The sequence below is a fragment of the Ruegeria sp. AO1 genome (assembly GCF_056535985.1).
Window position 1 is genome coordinate 53,634 of the sequence record NZ_JBQFJC010000001.1, and the last position, 20,663, is coordinate 74,296.

Annotated in this window: 17 protein-coding genes; 14 read left to right on the forward strand and 3 right to left on the reverse strand. The window is 61.0% G+C overall.

Translation table 11 applies throughout. The annotated features are described in order from the left end of the window. The first annotated feature begins 63 nt into the window (after positions 1-63). The 7 genes from ACR3FB_RS00335 (at position 64) to ACR3FB_RS00365 (ending at position 7,549) form a co-directional block, all read left to right on the forward strand. A complete protein-coding gene (locus ACR3FB_RS00335) occupies positions 64-1,803 on the forward strand; it encodes a heparinase II/III family protein (protein WP_480563260.1) in 1,740 nt (579 codons plus the stop codon). Positions 1,804-1,825: 22 nt separating this feature from the next. Next, positions 1,826-3,415: a bifunctional phosphoribosylaminoimidazolecarboxamide formyltransferase/IMP cyclohydrolase gene (gene purH, locus ACR3FB_RS00340; RefSeq protein ID WP_480563261.1), complete on the forward strand. Its 1,590-nt coding sequence runs from the start codon at positions 1,826-1,828 to the stop codon at positions 3,413-3,415. Next, positions 3,415-3,885, forward strand: coding sequence for a signal peptidase II (gene lspA, locus ACR3FB_RS00345; protein WP_480563262.1), 471 nt, complete (start codon positions 3,415-3,417; stop codon positions 3,883-3,885). Before purH ends, lspA begins: the two co-directional genes overlap by 1 nt. Positions 3,886-3,935: 50 nt before the next feature. Further along, entirely contained in the window at positions 3,936-4,451 is a 516-nt protein-coding gene (locus ACR3FB_RS00350) for a DUF3035 domain-containing protein (protein ID WP_170555488.1), read from the forward strand. A gap of 82 nt (positions 4,452-4,533) precedes the next feature. Further along, complete coding sequence (locus ACR3FB_RS00355) at positions 4,534-5,874, forward strand: M16 family metallopeptidase (protein WP_170482159.1); 1,341 nt, start codon at positions 4,534-4,536, stop codon at positions 5,872-5,874. Next, positions 5,871-7,175: a M16 family metallopeptidase gene (locus ACR3FB_RS00360; RefSeq protein ID WP_480563263.1), complete on the forward strand. Its 1,305-nt coding sequence runs from the start codon at positions 5,871-5,873 to the stop codon at positions 7,173-7,175. The genes ACR3FB_RS00355 and ACR3FB_RS00360 overlap by 4 nt, the downstream gene beginning before the upstream one ends. Before the next feature lie 209 nt (positions 7,176-7,384). Continuing rightward, complete coding sequence (locus ACR3FB_RS00365) at positions 7,385-7,549, forward strand: hypothetical protein (protein ID WP_170379318.1); 165 nt, start codon at positions 7,385-7,387, stop codon at positions 7,547-7,549. Positions 7,550-7,601: 52 nt separating this feature from the next. Here the strand turns inward: ACR3FB_RS00365 and ACR3FB_RS00370 are convergent, their stop codons facing one another. From ACR3FB_RS00370 to deoC, 3 genes are read right to left on the reverse strand one after another with little or no spacing between them, the layout of a single operon-like run. After that, positions 7,602-8,411, reverse strand: coding sequence for an SDR family oxidoreductase (locus ACR3FB_RS00370; protein ID WP_480563264.1), 810 nt, complete (start codon positions 8,409-8,411; stop codon positions 7,602-7,604). Positions 8,412-8,436: 25 nt separating this feature from the next. Next, complete coding sequence (locus tag ACR3FB_RS00375) at positions 8,437-10,770, reverse strand: aldehyde dehydrogenase family protein (protein WP_480563265.1); 2,334 nt, start codon at positions 10,768-10,770, stop codon at positions 8,437-8,439. Positions 10,771-10,781: 11 nt separating this feature from the next. Further along, on the reverse strand, positions 10,782-11,780 hold the full coding sequence (gene deoC, locus ACR3FB_RS00380; RefSeq protein WP_480563266.1) for a deoxyribose-phosphate aldolase: 999 nt from the start codon (positions 11,778-11,780) through the stop codon (positions 10,782-10,784). A 202-nt stretch (positions 11,781-11,982) separates the two neighbouring features. Between deoC and ACR3FB_RS00385 the strand changes: the two genes are divergently transcribed. The 7 genes from ACR3FB_RS00385 to ACR3FB_RS00415 all read left to right on the forward strand — a co-directional run bounded on the left by ACR3FB_RS00385 (position 11,983) and on the right by ACR3FB_RS00415 (position 20,661). Beyond that, positions 11,983-12,936: a metal ABC transporter solute-binding protein, Zn/Mn family gene (locus tag ACR3FB_RS00385; RefSeq protein WP_425084899.1), complete on the forward strand. Its 954-nt coding sequence runs from the start codon at positions 11,983-11,985 to the stop codon at positions 12,934-12,936. A gap of 3 nt (positions 12,937-12,939) precedes the next feature. Next, complete coding sequence (locus ACR3FB_RS00390) at positions 12,940-13,743, forward strand: metal ABC transporter ATP-binding protein (protein WP_480563267.1); 804 nt, start codon at positions 12,940-12,942, stop codon at positions 13,741-13,743. A 3-nt stretch (positions 13,744-13,746) separates the two neighbouring features. Next, complete coding sequence (locus ACR3FB_RS00395; RefSeq protein ID WP_480563268.1) at positions 13,747-14,952, forward strand: metal ABC transporter permease; 1,206 nt, start codon at positions 13,747-13,749, stop codon at positions 14,950-14,952. Next, positions 14,949-15,878, forward strand: a complete 930-nt coding sequence (locus ACR3FB_RS00400) for a metal ABC transporter permease (protein ID WP_480563269.1) — start codon at positions 14,949-14,951, stop codon at positions 15,876-15,878. Before ACR3FB_RS00395 ends, ACR3FB_RS00400 begins: the two co-directional genes overlap by 4 nt. A 288-nt stretch (positions 15,879-16,166) precedes the next feature. Continuing rightward, positions 16,167-18,029, forward strand: a complete 1,863-nt coding sequence (gene mutL / locus ACR3FB_RS00405) for a DNA mismatch repair endonuclease MutL (RefSeq protein ID WP_480563270.1) — start codon at positions 16,167-16,169, stop codon at positions 18,027-18,029. Between the two features lie 57 nt (positions 18,030-18,086). Then, entirely contained in the window at positions 18,087-19,316 is a 1,230-nt protein-coding gene (locus tag ACR3FB_RS00410) for a DNA recombination protein RmuC (protein WP_480563271.1), read from the forward strand. A 28-nt stretch (positions 19,317-19,344) separates the two neighbouring features. Continuing rightward, a complete protein-coding gene (locus ACR3FB_RS00415; protein WP_480563272.1) occupies positions 19,345-20,661 on the forward strand; it encodes an adenylate/guanylate cyclase domain-containing protein in 1,317 nt (438 codons plus the stop codon). The last annotated feature ends 2 nt before the right edge of the window (positions 20,662-20,663 follow it).

Consider the following 20,663-nt stretch of genomic DNA (forward strand, 5'->3'; position numbering starts at 1 on the left):
CGGCGCGGTCTATCGTTGGGTCTCAAGCGCCAGCAGAGCGCAAGAGGCAGAGTAACGAGCGTCATGTCAGATACGGACACCATGACCAGCCGATGGATGCGGTTCCAGAACCGTCTCTATGCGCGCCTGAGCCAGCGGCAAAAGGCGGTCACGGGGTTTGTCACGCAGCCTGAACCGCGCACCGTTGGGTCTTTTGCCCGTGGTCGTCAGTTGGTGGCGGGCAATCTGCTGTTCTCCGGATATCTCGTCGAGGCGCAGGATACTGGCCTGTGGGAGGTCACAGCCCCCAGTCTGGGCTTTGACGATGAGAGGCACGGCTTTGCCTGGCTGGATGATCTGGCGGCCGTCGGTGATATGCGGGCGCGGGACAAGGCGCAGCGCTGGGTCTGGGGCTGGATCGAGGCGCATGGCCGCGGGCAGGGGCCCGGGTGGGTGCCCGATCTGACCGGGCGGCGCGTCATGCGCTGGATAAACCATGCGTCCTTCTTATTGCGCGGCGCAGATGAGGCGCAGACCAAACTGTTTTTCCGGTCTCTCGCGCAACAAACATGGTTTCTGTCGAAACGCGCCCATGCCGCAACGCCGGGTTTGCCAAGGTTCGAGGCACTGGCTGGTCTGGTCCAGGCCGGGCTGGCCCTGCAGGGGCTGGAGGGGATGGCCGATCCCGCCCTGCGTGCGTTGGCGCGCGAATGCGAACGGCAGGTCGACAAACAGGGCGGCATCCCGACGCGCAACCCCGAAGAGCTGCTTGAGGTGTTTACACTGCTCGGCTGGATCTCCGCCGCCCTCAGCGATCTTGGGCGCGGCACGCCAGTGGCGCAGGCCGCAGCGATCAAGCGGATCGCGCCCACCCTGCGCAGTTTGCGCCATGCGGATGGCGCTCTGGCCCGGTTCCATGGCGGCGGACGCGGGATCGAAGGCCGGTTGGAACAAGCGCTGGCCCAAAGCGGGGTCAAGCACAAGGCGGCGACGGAATTGCCCATGGGTTTTGCCCGGCTCTCTGCCGCCCGCACGACGGTGATTGTGGACGCCAGCCCTCCGCCCGTTGGCGCGGCCTCGTTGAACGCGCATGCCTCGACTACGGCGTTCGAGCTAACCTCGGGCCGGCGTCCGCTGATCGTGAATTGCGGCTCAGGGGCCAGTTTTGGGCTGGATTGGCGTCGGGCGGGACGGGCCACGCCGTCTCATTCTACGCTCTGTCTGGATGGATATTCCAGCGCGCGTCTCGCCAAACCTGTGACGGGTAGCGAGCGGCAGGCGCTGGTGGATGCGCCGCAAGACGTTCCCGTGGATTTCGAGGACGCGTTCGAGGGCATCCGCTTCATGGTTGGCAATGATGGCTATACGAAGGTTTTCGGCCTGACCCACGCCCGTACATTCGAGCTGCGCTTTGACGGGCGTGAGCTGACGGGCGAGGATATCCTGCTGACCACAAGCGACAAATCCAAGCGGCAGTTTGACAAGGCGATGGATGCCTCGGGCCTTGCAGGTGTCGGGTTCGACATCCGGTTCCACCTGCACCCGGATGTGGATGCGGCCGTGGATCTGGGAGGTTCGGCGGTGTCGATGGCCCTCAAAAGCGGTGAGATCTGGGTTTTCCGCCATGATGGCGTGGGAAAATTGTCCGTCGAGCCAAGCGTTTACCTTGAAAAAGGGCGTTTAAAGCCGCGCGCGACAAAACAGATCGTTCTATCCGGCCGCGCAATGGAGTATGCGACGCGCATCCAGTGGACGTTGAGCAAGGCGCAGGATACAGCCTATGCCGTGCGCGACATGCACCGGGACGAACCCGAATTCGACTGACGCCAAAAGGACCTTTGGACCCATGACCGACCTTCACCCCGTGCGCCGCGCGTTGCTTTCTGTTTCCGACAAGACCGGGCTGATCGAGCTGGGAAAGGCGCTGGCCGAGCGCGGGATCGAATTGCTGTCCACCGGCGGAACCGCCAAGGCACTGCGCGATGCGGGGCTTGAGGTTCGGGACGTCAGCGAGATCACCGGCTTCCCCGAGATGATGGATGGCCGTGTGAAAACGCTGCACCCGATGGTGCATGGCGGCCTTCTGGCGCTGCGCGACAATGACAGCCACGTCGCAGCCATGGATGAACATGGCATCGGTGCGATCGACCTGCTGGTCGTGAACCTCTACCCATTTGAGGCGACTGTGGCCAAAGGTGCCGACTATGACACCTGCATCGAGAATATTGATATCGGCGGGCCGGCGATGATCCGCGCGGCGTCCAAGAACCACGCTTTTGTGAACGTGGTTGTGGATGTCGAAGATTATTCATCGCTGCTGGACCAGTTGGAAGAGAACTATGGCAAGACGTCTTATGGCTTCCGCCAATGGCTGGCTCAAAAGGCCTATGCCCGCACAGCGGCCTATGACACAGCTGTTTCGAACTGGATGGCTGATGCCCTGCAACTGGAGGCCCCCAAGCGCCGTGCCTTTGCCGGTGAGCTGAAACAGACCCTGCGCTATGGCGAGAACAGCCACCAGCAGGCGGCGTTTTATACCGATGGTACCAACCGCCCCGGCGTGGCGACCGCCTTTCAGCATCAGGGCAAGGAACTGAGCTACAACAACATCAACGACACCGACGCAGCCTTTGAGCTGGTTGCCGAGTTCAACCCTGCCGACACTGCCGCCTGCGCGATCATCAAACATGCCAACCCCTGCGGTGTCGCGACCGGAGCGAGTTTGCTGGACGCTTATAAGTCGGCTTTCGATTGCGACCGGACCTCTGCCTTTGGCGGGATTGTCGCGTTGAACCAGCCTCTGGACGCGGAAACCGCGCAGGAGATCACTGGCATCTTCACCGAGGTTGTCATCGCCCCCGGTGCCTCGGATGAGGCCAAGGAGATCTTTGCCGCCAAGAAGAACCTGCGCCTGTTGACGACTGAGGGTCTGCCGGACGTGACCGCCGGTGGGAAAACCGTGCGTCAGGTGGCCGGTGGCCTTCTGGTCCAAGACAAGGATAACGGGTTTGTCGGCATGGATGACCTGAAAGTGGTCACCACGAAAGCTCCGACCGACGAACAGATGCGAGACCTTCTTTTTGCGTGGAAAGTCGCCAAGCACGTCAAATCCAACGCTATCGTCTACGTCAAGGACGGCGCGACCGTCGGGGTTGGCGCGGGCCAGATGAGCCGTGTCGACTCGGCGCTGATTGCTGCTAAGAAAGCCGAACGCATGGCTGATGTGCTGGGACTGCCACAGCCGCTGACCATCGGCTCAGCCGTAGCCTCGGATGCGTTCTTCCCCTTCCCTGACGGGCTGATGGAAGCCGCTGAGGCCGGTGCCACTTGTGTGATCCAGCCCGGCGGCTCGATGCGCGATGACGAAGTGATCGCGGCGGCGGATGAGGCCGGTCTGGCCATGGTCTTCACCGGCATGCGCCACTTCCGCCACTGATGCGCAGCCGTCTTCTGCTCTGGGCCGCACTCACGGCATTTCTGATCGACCAGATCAGCAAATATCTGGTCGTTCACGTGATGCGCGTGGCCGAGGGCAATATCGAGGTGCTGCCGCCGCTGCTTGTTTTCAAATATGGCGAGAATCGCGGGATCAATTTTGGCCTATTTCAAGGGAATTCCGACGCCGCGCGGTGGGTTCTGATTGGTATCTCCGTTGCCGTCTGTATCGTGGTTGCGATCTGGCTGTGGCGGTCGGCCCCGACCAAAGTGATGCTGTTGAGTGGCGGACTGCTGATCGGTGGCGCGCTGGGCAATGTGGTTGATCGGGTGCTGTATGGCTATGTTCTGGATTTCCTGAACATGTCCTGTTGTGGCATCAACAATCCCTTCGTGTTCAATCTGGCCGATGTGTTCATCTTTGCCGGTGCCATCGGACTTGTGTTGTTCGACAATAAAAAGGCCTCGTGACGCGCCCGAAGAGATGCGTTAAAAGCACCTGAAACAGGTTGGAGACTCTGATGCGGTTGTCGCGCGCCCTACTTGCCATGATCCTTGGTGCAGCCGTTGCAGGTTGCAACAACCCCGGCCTGCGCGATCTTGACCCTCCGGGGGAAGGGCCAGATGAATTCTCCGTGCTGCCGGTCAAACCCCTGACCCAGCCGAAGGATTATGCGTTTCTGCCGGCCCCCACACCGGGCGGTGGCAACCTGACAGATCCGAACCCGAACGCAGACGCCGTGGTGGCCCTTGGGGGCAACGCATCGGCGCTGAACCCGAATGCGGCGATCCCATCCTCGGATGCCGCGCTTGTAACAGCCTCAAGCCGTTATGGCGTTCCGGCGAACGCGCGCGCCGTGGTCGAGGCTGATGATGAAGCCTTCCGCAAGCGCCGTGGCCGTTGGACCGGTCTGCGCCTGTTCCCGGTCGATCGCTACCAGCAGGTTTACGAACGTCAGTCGATCGATCCCTTTGTCGAAACCGATGCAGCCCGTCGCATTGGGGTAGAGACACCGTCTTCACCTCCGAATGAATAATTCTTTAACTTTCTGTCATCTCCCTTGATCCCGACGGGCTCCACCGTAGTTTGAAGTCTAGAAACGAAACGGAGGATGCCCCATGGTTCGGGCTTTGGCACTATCTGCCGCCCTGATGGCAGCCACCCCGGTCCTGGCCGAGGACGGGAAAGAGGCGGTCACAACCTTCACTTTGGACAACGGCATGGATGTCGTCGTGGTCGAGGATCACCGCGCGCCAGTTGTGCAGCACATGGTCTGGTATCGCGCCGGATCGGCAGATGAGCCGATCGGGTCGTCCGGCGTGGCGCATTTCCTCGAACACTTGCTGTTCAAGGGCACCGATACTCTGGCACCGGGCGAATTCTCGGCCACGGTTGCGGCCAATGGGGGTAATGACAACGCCTTTACCTCCTATGACTACACAGCCTATTTCCAGCGCGTCGCGGCCGACCGGCTGGAGCTGATGATGCAGATGGAGTCGGACCGGATGCGGAATATTCGCCTGTCCGAAGACGATATTGCCACCGAACGCGACGTGATTCTGGAAGAGCGGAACCAGCGCACTGACAACAACCCGCGCGCGCTGTTTGGCGAGCAGATGAACGCGGCGCAGTACCTCAACCACCGCTACGGCGTCCCGATCATCGGCTGGCGGCATGAGATGGAGACGCTGGACATGGAGGACGCGCTCTCCTTCTACCAGACGCACTACGCCCCCAATAACGCCATCCTTGTCGTGACCGGAGATGTCGACCCGGACGAGGTGCGCAGCCTTGCGGATCAGTATTACGGCGTGATCCCGGCTAACCCGGACCTGCCGGAACGCATCCGCTCGCAGGAGCCTCCGCAAACGGCGGAACGTCGCCTGACCTACAAAGACCCACGTGTGTCGCAGCCCTATGTGCAGCGCAGCTACCTCGCCCCGGAACGCGATCCGGGTGCGCAGGAGAAAGCGGCCGCCCTGTTTCTATTGGCTGAACTGCTCGGGGGCGGCACGACCTCATATCTGAACGAGAAACTGCAATTCGAAGATCAGGTCGTTACCTATGCAGGCGCGTTCTACCGGGGGGTCTCACTGGATGACACCACCTTTGACCTTTTGGTTGTTCCGGCCGAAGGTGTCTCGCTGCAAGAGGCCGAGGATGCCATGGATCGGGTCGTGGCAGAGTTCATCGCCGAGGGCGTGAACGAAGAAGATCTTGACCGGATCAAGATGCAGCTGCGCGCCTCGCAGACCTACGCCCGAGACAATGTGGACGGCATCGGCAACCGCTATGGCCGTGCCCTGACCAGCGGCTTGACGGTTGAGGATGTACAGGCCTGGCCCGACGTCCTGCAGGCCGTGACCGGGGATGAAATCATCGCCGCCGCCCGCGAGGTTCTGCAACTGGAAAGCTCGGTTACCGGCTGGCTGATGAAGGATGATGAGGTAACCCAATGAAACGCATCTTTGCAACCCTGATCGCCTTTGTCATCGCGCTGCCCGCATGGGCAGAGATCGAGATTGAGGAGGTCACCTCGCCCGGTGGCATCACTGCGTGGCTGGTCGAGGATCACTCGATCCCCTTCGCCGCGCTCGAGCTACGATTTCGCGGCGGCACCTCGCTGGATGACCCGGACAAGCGTGGCGCGGTTTACCTGATGAGCGGCCTGATCGAAGAAGGCGCGGGTGATATGGATGCCCGCACCTATGCGCGCGAGCTGGAGTCGCTGGCCGCCTCATTCACCTATAATGCCGGGGACGATTCGGTTTCGATCTCGGCCCGTTTCCTGACCGAAAACCGGGACGAGGTGATTGATCTGCTGCGCACAACCTTGCTTGAGCCGCGCTTTGATGAAGACGCGGTGGAACGTGTGAAGGCGCAGATACTGTCCGGCCTGCGCTCGGACATGACCGATCCGAACGATATAGCGGGTCGTAGCTTTGCCGCCATGGCTTATGGCGACCATCCCTACGGGTCCGAGGGCAAAGGCACGCTTGAAACCGTGGCGGCCTTGACGCGCGACGATGTAGTCACCGCTTATGAGAGCGTATTTGCTAAGGATCGCCTCTACGTTGGCGCTGTCGGCGACATTACCGCCGAAGAGCTGGGCGTACTTCTGGATACCTTGCTGCTGGACCTGCCCGAGACTGGCAAACCGATCCCGGAAAAAGCCGAGGTTCAGATCGAGGGTGGCGTAAGCGTGGTCGAATTCGACACACCGCAATCCGTGGCATTGTTCTCGCAGAAAGGGATCGACCGGGATGATCCCGATTTCTTCGCGGCCTTTGTTCTGAATCACATCCTTGGCGGCGGCGGTTTCGAAAGTCGCCTGATGCAAGAGGTGCGCGAAAAGCGCGGCCTGACCTACGGCGTCTATTCTTATCTGGCGCCCAAGGATCTGGCCTCGGTCTATTTGGGTTCAGTTTCTTCCTCCAACGATCGCATCGCTGAAGCCGTCGAGGTGATCCGCGACGAATGGGCCCGGGCGGCGTCCGAGGGTGTGACCCAGAAGGAGTTGGACGACGCCAAGACCTATCTGACCGGCGCCTATCCGCTTCGGTTTGATGGCAACGGCCGTATTGCCGGGATCATGGTCGGGATGCAGATGCAGGGTCTGCCAATCGACTATATCGCGACTCGCAACGACAAGGTGAATGCGGTGACGCTGGATGAGATCAATCGCGTCGCGTCTGAACTGCTGGACCCAGAGGGCCTGCACTTCACCATTGTCGGAAAACCCGAAGGGGTGGACGGCTGACACCGTCCCCCCACGCTGAGGGCAGGATACCTATTGATAACGAGCGATGCGCCGCTTACCGGATCGGCAACTCTCCGCCTTAACTTACCGTTAACGCGTCTTGGCCATACTTTAGCCAGAAATGTCGAGAATTCTGTGATAATCGGAGTATGAGATGAGATTCCCTTGGTCCTCCTCTCTTGTCACAGCTTGGGATGGATAGTGACGCTATGGTAGTTGCGATTATGGGATTGGGCACAGTTGCAGGGTTGCTGACCTTTGCGGCAGCTTTGATTCTAGGCCAATCCCTGCTCAGCGCCTTTGCACTTTACGTGGTGGCGGGCGTCCTGACCTCGCTGCTGGTCGCCGCAGGGATCTATTTCAGAAGCTCTTGAGCTAGCTGTAGCCGAAACAAAGCCCCGCGGCTGAACATTCAGCCTTCAAGCTTTAGCCCTCTTTCGCCGCCCGCAGCATCTGACCCATCATCTGCCCAAACTTGCCCGAGCCGCGCTGATACAAGGCTCCATCAACCGCCATGACCGTGCCGCTGATATAGCTGGCCATATCAGAGCTGAGGAAAAGGCAAGCGTTGGCCACGTCCTGCGGTTGGCCCCAACGACCCAATGGAACGTCCTTGCGCAGCGCTTCGCCCGCATCGGGGGTTGGCGCAAGGCGTTTGGCCCCTTCGGTGCCCTCGATGAAACCAGGCACGACCGAGTTCACACGGATGCCTTCTGCGCCCCATTCCATGGACAGGGTTCGGGTGATCTGATCAACACCCGCCTTGGCCGCGCAGACATGAGCCTGCCCTTCGTACGGAAGATAGGATTGCGGGGCCGAGATGTTGATGATGCTGCCACCGGGCCGTTTGAGGTAAGGGTAGGCCCCTTTCAAAACATGAACGGTGCCCATCAGATCGATGTCGACTACGGTCTTGAACGCATTGACCGACATCTCGGACATCAGCGCTGGGAAATTCCCCGCCGCACCTGACACCAGCACGTCGAAATCGCCAAACGCGTCATGGAACTGTTTCAACCCCGCCGCCACTGCGTCCGGATCGCGCACGTCAAACGCCGCACCCATGGCCTCTGCCGCGCCTGCCGCTTTCAGCGCCGCGACCGTGTCATCCACTTTTTCTTGTGAACGGCTGGCAACGGCAAGTTTGGCGCCCGAGGCCGCAAAGGCCTCGGCAATGCCCCGGTTGATACCGCTGGTGCCGCCTATGACGATGACGGTTTTTTTTGCAAAGTCCATGTGGGCCTCCCGTGATGCGGGAGCCCTACTCGCCGTAGGGCACCCAGATGTTTTTCACTTCGGTCGCAGCCTGCAGGAAGCGGCGCGAATGGTCCATGCTCCAGTCAAATGCCGTCGCGTTATTGACCCAGGTCCGTTTCAGGTTCCCGGCTGAGACGACCTCGATCTCTTTTGACAGATCCGTCGAAGAGAACGACCAGACCGCATCCACGTTCAGGTGTGAGGCCAGTGGATTCGCCAATTCCGCATGGCTGCCGGTCAGGATATTGACCACACCTGCGGGCACGTCCGAGGTTTCGAGGATCCGATAGAAATCGGTGGCGGCCAGCGGATACGGCTCAGACGCCGCCAACACTACCCGGTTGCCCATGGCAATCGTAGGCGCCATGGCCGAGACCAGCCCCAGCAGCGGCGCCTCATCCGCGCAGAGCGCGCCGATCACGCCGACGGGTTCCTTCATGGCGATTGCCACGCCCCGGATCGGAACGCCATGCACCTGACCGTCATATTTGTCGGCCCAGGCAGCTGCAGTGAACAGGCGCTGGATCGAAGCTTCGACCTCTTTCGTGCCGTCTTTTTTGCCGGTCATGGCGTCGATACGGGCGGCGAATTCACCCGCGCGGGCCGAGAGGTTCTCGCCAATATAGTAAAGGATCTGTGCCCGCAGATGACCGGTGGTCTTGGACCAGCCTTTCGCGTCCGCCGCGGCCTCGACCGCGTTGCGAACGTCCTTGCGGTTCGCCAAACCCACATGGCCTAGCAGGCCGGATTTGCCCCAGATGGGCTTGGAATACCCGCCGTCGGGCCGCGCCTGCTTGCCGCCGATATACATCTTGGCGGTGCGGTCGATGGGGTCCACCGAGGCACCTTCGCCCATGGTCGCCTCGACCTTCGCCAGAGGCTTGGCTTTGCCCTTGGGCTTCGTGTAGGCCGTCAGCCCCTCCCATCCGCCTTCGCGGCCAAAACCGCTTTCGCGTACTCCGCCGAACCCGGCGGCGGCGTCGAACAGGTTGGTCGCGTTGACCCAGACCACGCCCGCAACCAGCTTGGGCGCGATATCCAGCGCGAGGTTCACATTCTCGGTCCAGACCGTTGCGGCCAGGCCGTAGCGGGTGTTGTTCGCCAGCTCGACAGCCTCAGCCGGGGTGCGGAAGGTCGAGGAGACCAGAACCGGGCCAAAAATCTCCTCCTGCATCAGCGGGTCCGAGGTCTCGAGCCCCGAGATCAGCGTCGGAGGGTAGTAGCAGCCGTTTTCCGGCAGCTCACAGGCTGCGTGGTAGACATGGCCTGCGGTGTTGCTGTCGATCAAGGATTTGATGGTCTGCAGCTGAACCGGGTCCACAACCGCGCCGACGTCGATGCATTTGTCCAGCGGATCACCGATGCGCAAGCCGTCCATCCGGGCGCGCAGCTTGTCGTGAAAGCGGTCGGTAACGCCCTCTTGCACCAGCAGACGGGACCCTGCACAGCAAACCTGCCCCTGATTGAACCAGATCGCATCTACGAGCCCCTCGATCGCACTGTCGATGTCAGCGTCGTCGAAGACGATATAGGCGGACTTGCCGCCCAGCTCCAAGGTCAGCTCCTTACCCGAGCCCGCAGTCGCCTCGCGGATACGCCGCCCCACAACGGTCGAGCCGGTAAACGCGATCTTGTCCACGTCCGCGTTCACGATCATCTCACCCACCGCGCCGTCTCCGGTCACGATATTGACGACGCCTTTGGGTAGCCCGGCCTGTGAGCAGATATCAGCGAACAGCAGCGCGGTCAGCGAGGTATATTCGGCCGGTTTCAACACCACCGTATTCCCCATCGCAAGCGCGGGCGCGATCTTCCAGGCCAGCATCAACAAAGGGAAGTTCCACGGGATGATCTGCCCGCACACGCCCAAGGCCTCAGCATCGGGCAACTCGCTCTCCATCAGTTGCGCCATACCGGCGTGGTAGTAGAAGTGTCGCTGCGCCAGAGGGATGTCGATGTCACGCGATTCACGGATCGGCTTGCCGTTATCCATGCTCTCCAGCACGGCGAAAAGGCGCGAATGTTTCTGCAACAGCCGCGCAATGGCATAGAGATACCGCGCCCGGCCTGCGCCGCCCAGTTTCTCCCACTTGGGTTGCGCCTTGCGGGCCGCAGCGACGGCCGCGTCCACATCCGCCTGCTTGGCCTGGGTCAGCTTGGCCAGAACCTCTCCGGTCGCGGGATTGCTGCTTTCGAACCCTTTGCCCGGTTTGGTGAAACTCCCGTCGATATAATGACCGAACGCATCGCCCTGATCGACCAGCCAGGCCAATGCCTCAGCTGCGCTTTCGGGGGCGGGGCCATAGTCCATGGTCTCGAAGATTTCTTTGACTGTCATTGTTCTTTTCCTCAGCCCATGGAGTGACGATAACCGGCGGAATACGCGCCCGTCACATAGTGTTCCAACTGCCGTTCGATATCGCCCAGAAGTGACGAGGCGCCAAAGCGGAACAGGTCCGGCTCCAGCCAACGGTCGCCCAGCTCATCCTTGATCAGCGACAGGTAGACCAGCGCGTCCTTGGCCTTGGAAATCCCACCCGCAGGCTTGTACCCGACACGATACCCGGTGCGGTCACAATAATCGCGGATCGCGCGGATCATCACCAGAGACACGGGCAGGGTGGCGTTGACGCTTTCTTTCCCGGTCGAGGTCTTGATGAAATCCGCCCCGGCCATCATGCACACCAGTGAGGCGCGGGCGACGTTGCGTAGGCTGCCCAGCTCTCCGGTCGCCAGAATGGCTTTGACATGGGCATCGCCGCAGGCAGCGCGGAAGGCCTTCATCTCATCATACAAAGCCTGCCAATCGCCCGACAGCACATGGCGGCGCGAGATGACGATGTCGATCTCTTCAGCTCCGGCTTTCACGCTTTCTTCGATCTCGGCCACGCGCAAATGGAACGGCGACAGGCCAGCCGGAAACCCGGTGGAGACCGCAGCAACCGGTATCCCAGTGCCTTTCAAAGCGGCAACGGCAGTCTCGATCATGTCGTGATAGACGCAGACGGCCCCGGTTGTGATCGCAGGCATATCCAGCGCTTGCAAAGTTGCTGGCGCAACCGGCTGGCGCGCTTTAGCGCACAAACGGCGCACGCGCCCCACCGTGTCGTCACCTGACAGGGTGGTGAGGTCGATCATCGTGACCGCCTTCAGCAGCCACGCGGCCTGATAGTCCTTCTTCACCGACCGCCGACCGGGCAGGGTTGCTGCCCGGCGCTCGATCGCTGAGGTATTGGCCTGAACGGCCCTTACCCAATCCAGATCAAGGTCCATTCCAGGGTTTCTGGGTTCAGTGACTTGCGGCAGATGCGCGGTGCGCACGGGGCTGTCTGAGCGCTGCGGTTCCATTCTCACATCCTTTGGGAGGTTTGCGCCAAAATCGCACGGCTTGGCGGTAAATGGAAGGCAGCAGAGCGGTTTCGAGGGAGTTTTTTGACCATTTGGACAAATAAATTGGGATTTTGTTGCGACTAATTCGCAATAGCATTGACTTAGTTGCGAGTCGTTCTCATATTTAATCGCAACAGGGTCCGAATTCCGGAGATCAACCATGATTCGTCGCAGTTTCCTTGCTGCTCTCGCTATCGCCGCGGCCATGCCGCTTGCTGCATGGGCGCAGGCTCCGCTGAAGGTCGTGGCGACGACCGGCATGATTGCCGACGCCGTGCGACAGGTCGGCGGCGATCAGGTTGAAGTAAAGGGCCTCATGGGTCCCGGCGTTGATCCGCATGCCTATCGCCAGACCCGCAGCGATATCGTCGCCATGACCCGCGCGGATCTGGTGCTGTGGCACGGTCTCTACCTTGAGGCGCAGATGGAAGATTTCTTTGAAGACCTCGGCCGCAAGCAGACCGTGGTTGCCGTGGCCGAAAGCGTTGATAACTCGAAGCTGCGCGCGCATGATGACTATGCCGACAAATATGACCCGCATATCTGGATGAGCCCGGCCCTTTGGGCTGATGTGGTCACCAAGGTCCAAGAGACACTAACCGAGGCCCGACCCGAGGCTGCCGAGATTTTTGCCGCAAACGCACAGGTGCATCTGTCCGAGCTGGACGCTCTGACAGCCTATGCAGAACAGGCCCTGACCGCAGTGCCCGAAGACAGCCGCGTTCTACTGACCGCACATGACGCCTTTGGCTATTTCGGTGCGGCCTATGGCTATGAAGTAATGGGCGTGCAAGGCATCTCGACCCAGTCCGAGGCCGGTCTGAATCGGATCGGAGAGCTGGTCGATACTCTGGTCGACCGCCAGTTGACCGCCGTATTCGTGGAAAGCTCGGTCTCGGATCGCTCGATGCGCGCGCTGATCGAGGGCGCGGCGGCCAAGGGGCACAAAGTCTCGGTCGGGGGTGAGCTGTACTCCGATGCCATGGGCGAGCCGGGTACCTATGAGGGCACCTATGTCGGCATGCTGGATCACAATATCACTGTGATCGCAGGGGCCTTGGGGGCTGATGTTCCCGATCAGGGTCTGAACGGCAAACTGTCTGCGGGGTTTTGAGTGATGCTAGAGCTTGCAGCGGTTCAGGGTGTTTCCGTCGAAGACCAAGGGATTGAGGCCAGCCCGCTGGCAGTGCGGGGTCTAACAGTCTCATACGGTCAGAAGCCTGCCGTATTCTCCGTGGATATGACGGTTCAGCCGGGGGCGATGACCGCGATTATCGGCCCAAATGGGGCAGGGAAATCGACACTCCTGAAAGCGGCGCTTGGGATCGTGACGCCCTTGTCAGGGCAGGTGACTGTATTTGGTCAACCGCTCGAGGCACAGCGTGCCCGGATCGCCTATGTCCCGCAGCGCGCCAGTGTTGACTGGGATTTTCCGACCCGCGTGATTGATGTGGTTCTCATGGGCCTGTCGCGTCAACTGGGCCTGTTGGGCCGTATCCGCGCGTGGCACAAAGCGGTAGCAATGGATTGCCTGAACCGCGTTGGCATGCGCGATTTTGCAGATCGCCAGATCGGCCAGCTGTCCGGCGGCCAGCAACAGCGGGTGTTCCTAGCCCGTGCCTTGGCGCAGGACGCCGATCTTTACCTGTTGGACGAGCCCTTCGCCGGTGTCGATGCGGCCACCGAAAAAGCCATCATCGCGGTGCTGAAATCGCTGAAAGAGGCGGGCAAGACCGTTGTGGTTGTCCATCACGATCTGGCCACGGTCTCGGACTACTTTGATCATGTCTTCCTGATCAACACACGTAAGATCGCCGAGGGCTCGGTGGCGCAGGCCTTTACCGCCGAGACCCTTCAATCCGCATACGGAGGCCGCTTGGCCACCGCCCAAATCGACCAGATTTCGCGCGCGCTGGGGTAAAGAATGCTCTGGGATGCGCTCAGCCTGCAGCTTGGTTACAACGCCACGCTGGTCGCTATCGGTGCGAGCTTGCTGGGAGTCTCAGCCGGCGTGACTGGCACCTTTCTGTTTTTGCGCAAACGCGCGCTGGTCAGCGACGCGATCAGTCATGCGACCCTGCCGGGGGTCTGTCTGGCCTTCATGCTGTTGGTCGCCCTTGGTGGTGACGGGCGCAACCTGCTGGGTCTGCTGGCGGGATCGGCGGTCTCGGCTTGGGTTGGTCTGCTCTGCCTGAACTGGTTAACCCTCCACACCCGACTGGCCGAGGATGCCGCAATCGGCGCGGTTCTATCGGTGTTCTTCGGTTTTGGCATCGTCCTGCTGACCGTCATTCAGACCATGGGCGTTGGTCGGCAAGCGGGTTTGGAAGGGTTCCTGCTGGGCTCAACGGCCGGGATGCTGTGGGCGGATGCCTTGATCATCGCGATCGGAGGTGCGGCGACTCTGGTGCTTGTGATGATCCTGCGCCGCCCGATGACTTTGGTGGCGTTTGATCCCGAATATGCCGCGGCCCGGGGCTTGCCCGTGCATCGCATTGACCTCGCGATGATGGGGTTTGTGATGGCGGTCACTGTGGTCGGCCTGAAAATCGTCGGCCTGATCCTGATCGTGGCTTTGCTGATCATCCCTCCGGTCACCGCGCGGTTCTGGTCCGAGCGGTCGGATCGCGTTGTCTTGTTGGCCGGTCTCGCGGGCGGTTTGGCAGGCTATATCGGCGCCGCCCTGTCGGCCACTGCGCCGAACTTGCCGACCGGGCCAATCATCGTTCTGGTCAGCTTCGCCTTCTTTGTCCTGTCCCTGTTCCTCGCCCCGGTCCGAGGGATTCTGGCCGCCGTTCTGCGCCATCTGAGGTTCCAACGTCGGGTGCATATCCGGCAAGGGCTGTTGGCTTTGGCGCAAGGCCAGAAAATCTACGAGCCTTTGACCCTGCGCCTGTTGCGCCGGGCTGACCTTGTGCGCGCCGATGGCGTGGCGACCGAGGCTGGCAAAGCCCGCGCTGCAAAAGCGTTGCGCGATGAAAAGCGGTGGGAGGTCGTGCGCGCGGATCAGGCGCATGAGGCGACTGCCGCGCTATACGATGGCCTGCGTGACATCGAAACCGTACTGACCAAGGATCAGATCACGGAAATAGACCACCGCATCGGCGGACCACAGGGGGCTCCGACATGAGTGGTGCGGAATTCGTACCCCTGTCGTTGACGCCGCTGCTGATCGGCACCTTTGCGGCGATCGCCTGCGCCTTGCCCGGCAACTTCCTCGTGCTGCGCAAACAGGCCCTGATCGGGGATGCGATCAGCCATGTGGTGCTGCCCGGTATCGTTGTGGCCTTTCTGCTGACCGGAGCGATCTCGACCTGGCCCATGATGCTGGGCGCGGCGGGGGCGGCGATCGTTGCCGTTGTTCTGATTGAGGCGATCCGGAGGCTGGGTCAAATCGAACCGGGCGCGGCGATGGGCGTGGTCTTTACCACCATGTTCGCGGGAGGCGTGCTGCTGTTGGAGCAGACGGATACCTCAACCGTGCATCTGGATGTGGAACATGCGCTTTACGGCAATCTGGAAAGCCTGATCTGGCTGGATGCGACGGGCTGGTCCTCACTTTGGGACTTGCAGGCCTTGGCCGGGCTGCCGCCTGAACTGCCTCGGATCGCGGTGACGATGCTGGGTGTTCTGCTGTTCACATGGCTGTTCTGGCGGCCACTGAAAATCTCGACCTTCGATGAGGGGTTCGCTCGCACCATGGGTATCCGCACGGGCGCGCTAGGGCTGGCGTTGGTCATCGTCGCCGCGATCGCTGCTGTTGCCGCCTTTGATGCGGTTGGCTCGATCATCGTGATCGCCATGTTCATCTGCCCCCCGGCTGCGGCGCGCATGATGACCAACCGGTTGGAGACGCAAATCGCGTGGAGTGTGGGTTTCGCTATCCTCTCAGCTGTGTCGGGCTATGTGTTGGCCGGGTATGGCCCGCTTTGGGTGGGTGCGGCGGATGCCGTCAGCGCGGCCGGGATGATCGCCACCATGTCCGGCGTGATTCTGGCCTTGACCGCCATTTTCGGCCCGTGCCGCACCCGAGTGGGTGCGCACACACCTGCGTGAAGCGGCACTTTCCTGCCACTGGTTCCCGCAGGTCATCGGCTGAACTTTGCCCAGAGTAAATAAAGATGACTCTTAATAAGCAATTTAACTAATTGCATGTTAGGTCAATTACATTACCGGCTAACAACTACCACTCACTTCGGTAAGTCCGGGCAGGGTTCGGTGAGGGCGGCACAGCCAGCCCCCGAACACTGTCCGGCCCCCCTCCCTTCTTGATCTGAAAGATCGGCCGATATTACGGTTCAATCCGGTGGCAGAATCGGGCCGTGATGTGCTAGGTCTGGTGGTATGGCGCAGACGACCCCCAATATCAGCGAAACACGACCCGTTATCCGGCAGCTCGACGATGCTGCGATCAACCGCATCGCCGCGGGTGAAGTGGTCGAACGTCCGGCCTCGGCCGTCAAGGAACTGGTCGAGAATGCCATCGACGCCGGAGCCACCCGTGTTGCCATAGATATCGCGGATGGGGGTAAGACTTTGATTCGTGTCACCGATGATGGCTGTGGTATCGCGCCCGAGGATCTGCCGCTGGCTTTGTCGCGTCATGCAACCTCGAAAATCGACGGGTCGGATCTGTTGAACATTCACACCTTCGGCTTTCGGGGTGAGGCTTTGCCCTCGCTCGGCGCAGTGGGTCGTTTGTCGATCACCAGCCGCGTTCCGGGGGCGGATGCTGCGTCGATTGCGGTTTTGGGCGGCAAGATGGAGGCGGTGAAGCCCGCCGCCCTTCGTGCAGGCACAGTGGTCGAGCTGCGCGATCTGTTCTTCGCCACGCCGGCGCGGCTCAAGTTCATGCGCACCGACCGGGCAGAGGCGCAGGCCATTGGCGATACGGTCAAACGCCTCGCCATGGCTGAGCCTTCCGTCACGTTCACCTTGCGTGATGTTTCGGGCGGAGGTGAGGGCCGTGTGACCTTCCGCGCCGACCGCGAGAATAGTGATCTTTTCGATGCCCTCCACGCCCGTCTGGCCCGCGTGATCGGACGCGAATTTGCCGAGAACGCCCTGCAGATCGACGCGACCCGCGAAGGCATCCGGTTGTACGGTTATGCTGCCCTTCCGACCTATTCGCGCGGGGCTGCGGTTGCGCAATACCTGTTCGTCAATGGCCGTCCAGTCCGTGACAAGATGCTAACCGGAGCACTTCGGGCGGCGTATTTCGACTTCCTCAGCCGCGACCGCCACCCGGCTGCGGCGCTGTTTATCGACTGCGATCCGACGCTGGTGGACGTCAATGTGCACCCTGCTAAATCCGAGGTTCGGTTCCGTGATCCCGGCGTTGCGCGCGGATTGATCGTTTCCGCCCTGCGTCACGCGCTGGCCGACGCCGGGCATCGCGCGTCCTCGACCGTAGCCAACGCGACTTTGGGCGCGATGCGGCCCGAGGCACCTCAGCCCATCCCTGCGCGGGTCTACCAGATGGACCGCCCGTCTCAGGCGGCCCGGCAAGCGGCATATCGGGCGCAATCCCCCGGCTTTGCCGAGCTGGCGAGGGACTATAGCGGCAGCATTGTCGAGCCGACCCCGGTTGCGGCCCCGGTGACCGCTGAAGAACCCGCGCCTCAGGATCTGCCCTTGGGGGCAGCACGCGGTCAGGTGCATGAGAATTACATCATCGCGCAAACCACCGACGGGATGGTCATCGTGGACCAGCATGCCGCGCATGAGCGGTTGGTCTATGAAAAACTCAAAACGCAGATGGCCGAGAATGGTGTCGCCGCGCAGGCTTTGCTGATCCCCGAGATCGTTGAGCTGTCCGAAGGCGATTGCGCGCGGCTGATGGCGGTCGCCGATGACCTCTCGCGCCTTGGCCTGACGCTCGAGCCTTTCGGCGGCGGTGCCATTGCCGTGCGCGAAACCCCCGCCATTCTGGGTGAGGTCGATGCCCGCGCGATGATCCTGGATATCCTTGATGAGCTTGCCGATCAGGGCGACAGTCAGATGGTGCAGGCGCGGATTGAGGCGATCCTCAGCCGCGTTGCCTGCCATGGTTCGATCCGCTCTGGCCGCCGGATGCGCGCCGAGGAAATGAACGCCTTGCTGCGCGAGATGGAAGCCACCCCGCATTCCGGTCAATGCAACCACGGGCGACCCACTTATGTTGAACTGAAACTCAGCGATATCGAGCGTCTGTTCGGGCGCAGTTGATCCGGTATCGCGAAGCGTTTAAGAAGATAGAAACAAAACGAGAACATACAGGTTCATATGATTGAGATTGCAGGCACCCAATATGCGCTGAATGACCCGGTAATCCTCGTTACGGGTGGCGTTCTGGCGCTGATCCTTTTGTTGCTATTCCTGTCGCTGCGGGCGTCCCAGCGTTCCGCGCGGATGGCAGAACCTCTGGCGCGTCAGATGGCGCATCTGGGGCAACATGTGCAGGCCTTGGGACAGGGGCAGGAGCAATTGCGCGGCGGGTTGCAGCATGTCTCGGACACGCAGGCCAATGCGCAGGTGCAGGTGATCCAGACGGTCGAATCCCGCCTGTCGTCGGTGCAGCAGCAGATGAATGACCGGCTGGCCGACAATGCCATGAAATCGGCCCGCGCGCTGGCTGAAATGCAGGAGAGGATGAAGGAATCTCTGCACGGTTCCTCCAAGCAGACTGCGACTTCGCTGACCCAGCTGCAGGAACGGTTGGCCGCCATCGACAAGGCGCAGGACAACATCACCAAGCTGTCCGGCGATGTGTTGTCGCTGCAGGATATTCTGTCGAACAAACAGACTCGGGGCGCGTTTGGTGAGATTCAGCTGAATGACATCGTCTCTAAGGCGTTGCCGCATGACAGTTTCCAGCTGCAGGAGACTCTCTCGAACGGACGCAGGGCGGATTGTCTGATCCATCTGCCGAACCCTCCGGGGCCGATTGTGATCGACAGCAAATTCCCGTTGGAGGCCTATGAGGCGCTGATTGGCTCGACCAATGACGCCGAGCTGAAGGCGGCGGTTCAGATGTTCCGCAGCACGGTGCGCAAACACATCAACGATATTGCCGAGAAATACATTCTGGATGGCGAAACCGCCGATGGCGCGCTGATGTTCCTGCCCTCCGAGGCGGTCTATGCCGAGTTGCACGCCAAGTTCCCCGAATTGGTGCAGGAGAGTTTTACCAAACGCGTCTGGATCGTGTCACCGACCACCTGCATGGCGACGCTGAACACGATGCGCGCGATCCTCAAGGACGCGCGGATGCGAGAACAAGCAGGCGCCATCCGCAAGGAACTTGGGATGCTACACAAGGATGTCGAGCGTCTGGGCGACCGCGTTGCCAATTTGGATCGCCATTTCGGGCAGGCGGCCAAGGACATTTCGGACATCAAGATCAGTGCGGAAAAAGCTGGCCGCAGGGCGCAACGGCTTGATAACTTTGATTTTGAGGAATTGGCGCCAGAGGCCCCCTCGGAGGTCGTCCCTTTAACGCGGCACGAGGGCTGATTGCGCATCCTGACAGACAGGTTGCAGAATGAAATATGCGGCGCACCCGCCTGAAATTGACCAACTGCTGAGAACGGCCGAACAGAAAGCGGAGCAGATCGTTGGCCTGTTGCGGATGGGTGTTGCAGCGGGCCTTGGCGTCGTTTTCCTTGTCACGATCCAACCGGTTTCGAACAGCGGACATGCGGTTCTGGAGCGCCAATGGGCGTTCGCGTTCGGAACCCTCTTTGCCTATTTCTTGCTTGGCTTCGTGACATGGATCGCGGCTCGCAGGGGGCGCTTTTCGGGTTGGATGGCGTGGCCTGTGTCGGGCGCAGATTCCGTGTTCCTGATTGTCTCGGTCCGGTTGGGCTTGCTCAATACTGGCCTTGTCGGGGACGAGGTCTTCGTTTTGCCCGCCGTCTGGCTGGCCCCTGTGGTTCTGGCTTTCGGAGTATTGCGCGGCAACCCCAAGGTCATGTTGATGCAGGTTGTCTTGCTGTCGCTTGGGTTTCTGTTCCTGATCGGGATAGATGCAGGATCCGCGAGGGGTCACACAGACAGTCCTATCTGGCTGTTTCTGGCACCCCCTCCCAACCTGATCCGTGTCTTCATGATCGCCCTGGCCGGGGTGGTTCTGATCGTCGCCGCAAGGCGGGTTCACAAGTTGCTGTTCCAATCCATAACTGAGGCGCAGCGTCGCGCGAACCTGACGCGCTACCTGCCCTCGCAGGTCGTTCAAGACCTCGGCGACAGCGGATTGGCGGCTTTGAAAAACGGACGCCGCCAGAAGGCCGGTTTGATTTTCATCGATCTTCGCGGATTCACGACACTGTCGCAACAGCTGGAACCGGATGAGGTCTCTGAGCTGGTGTCGGATTACAGGCGTCGGGTCTCAGCCGTCGTGCGTCGGGAAAACGGGATCATCGACAAGTTCATTGGAGACGCCGTCATGATCGTGTTTGACGGAGAGCAGGCCGCAAAACGCTGCCTGAACTGCGGCGCAGGACTGTTGGACGAAATGGCCCGCTGGACCGCCGAGCGCAAATCGGCGGGCCTCCCATCACTTGGCACCGGAATCGGCTTGCACTGGGGTGAGGTGTTTCTCGGCGTGATAGGCGATCAGGACAGGCTAGAGTTTTCGGTGTTCGGAGACGCGGTGAACACAGCCGCGCGACTTGAAAGCCTGACCTGCGATCTGGATATGGACCTGATCGTCTCGAATGATCTTGTGACGGCGGCCGGAGGGCCGGGCCTGTTGGACGGGCTGGTAAGCATCCCCACGATCGAGGTCAAAGGCCGTAGCGGCGCGTTAGAGCTGTTGGGGGTTCCTATCCGGTCTGAAAACGCCGAAGTCGACAGCTAGCC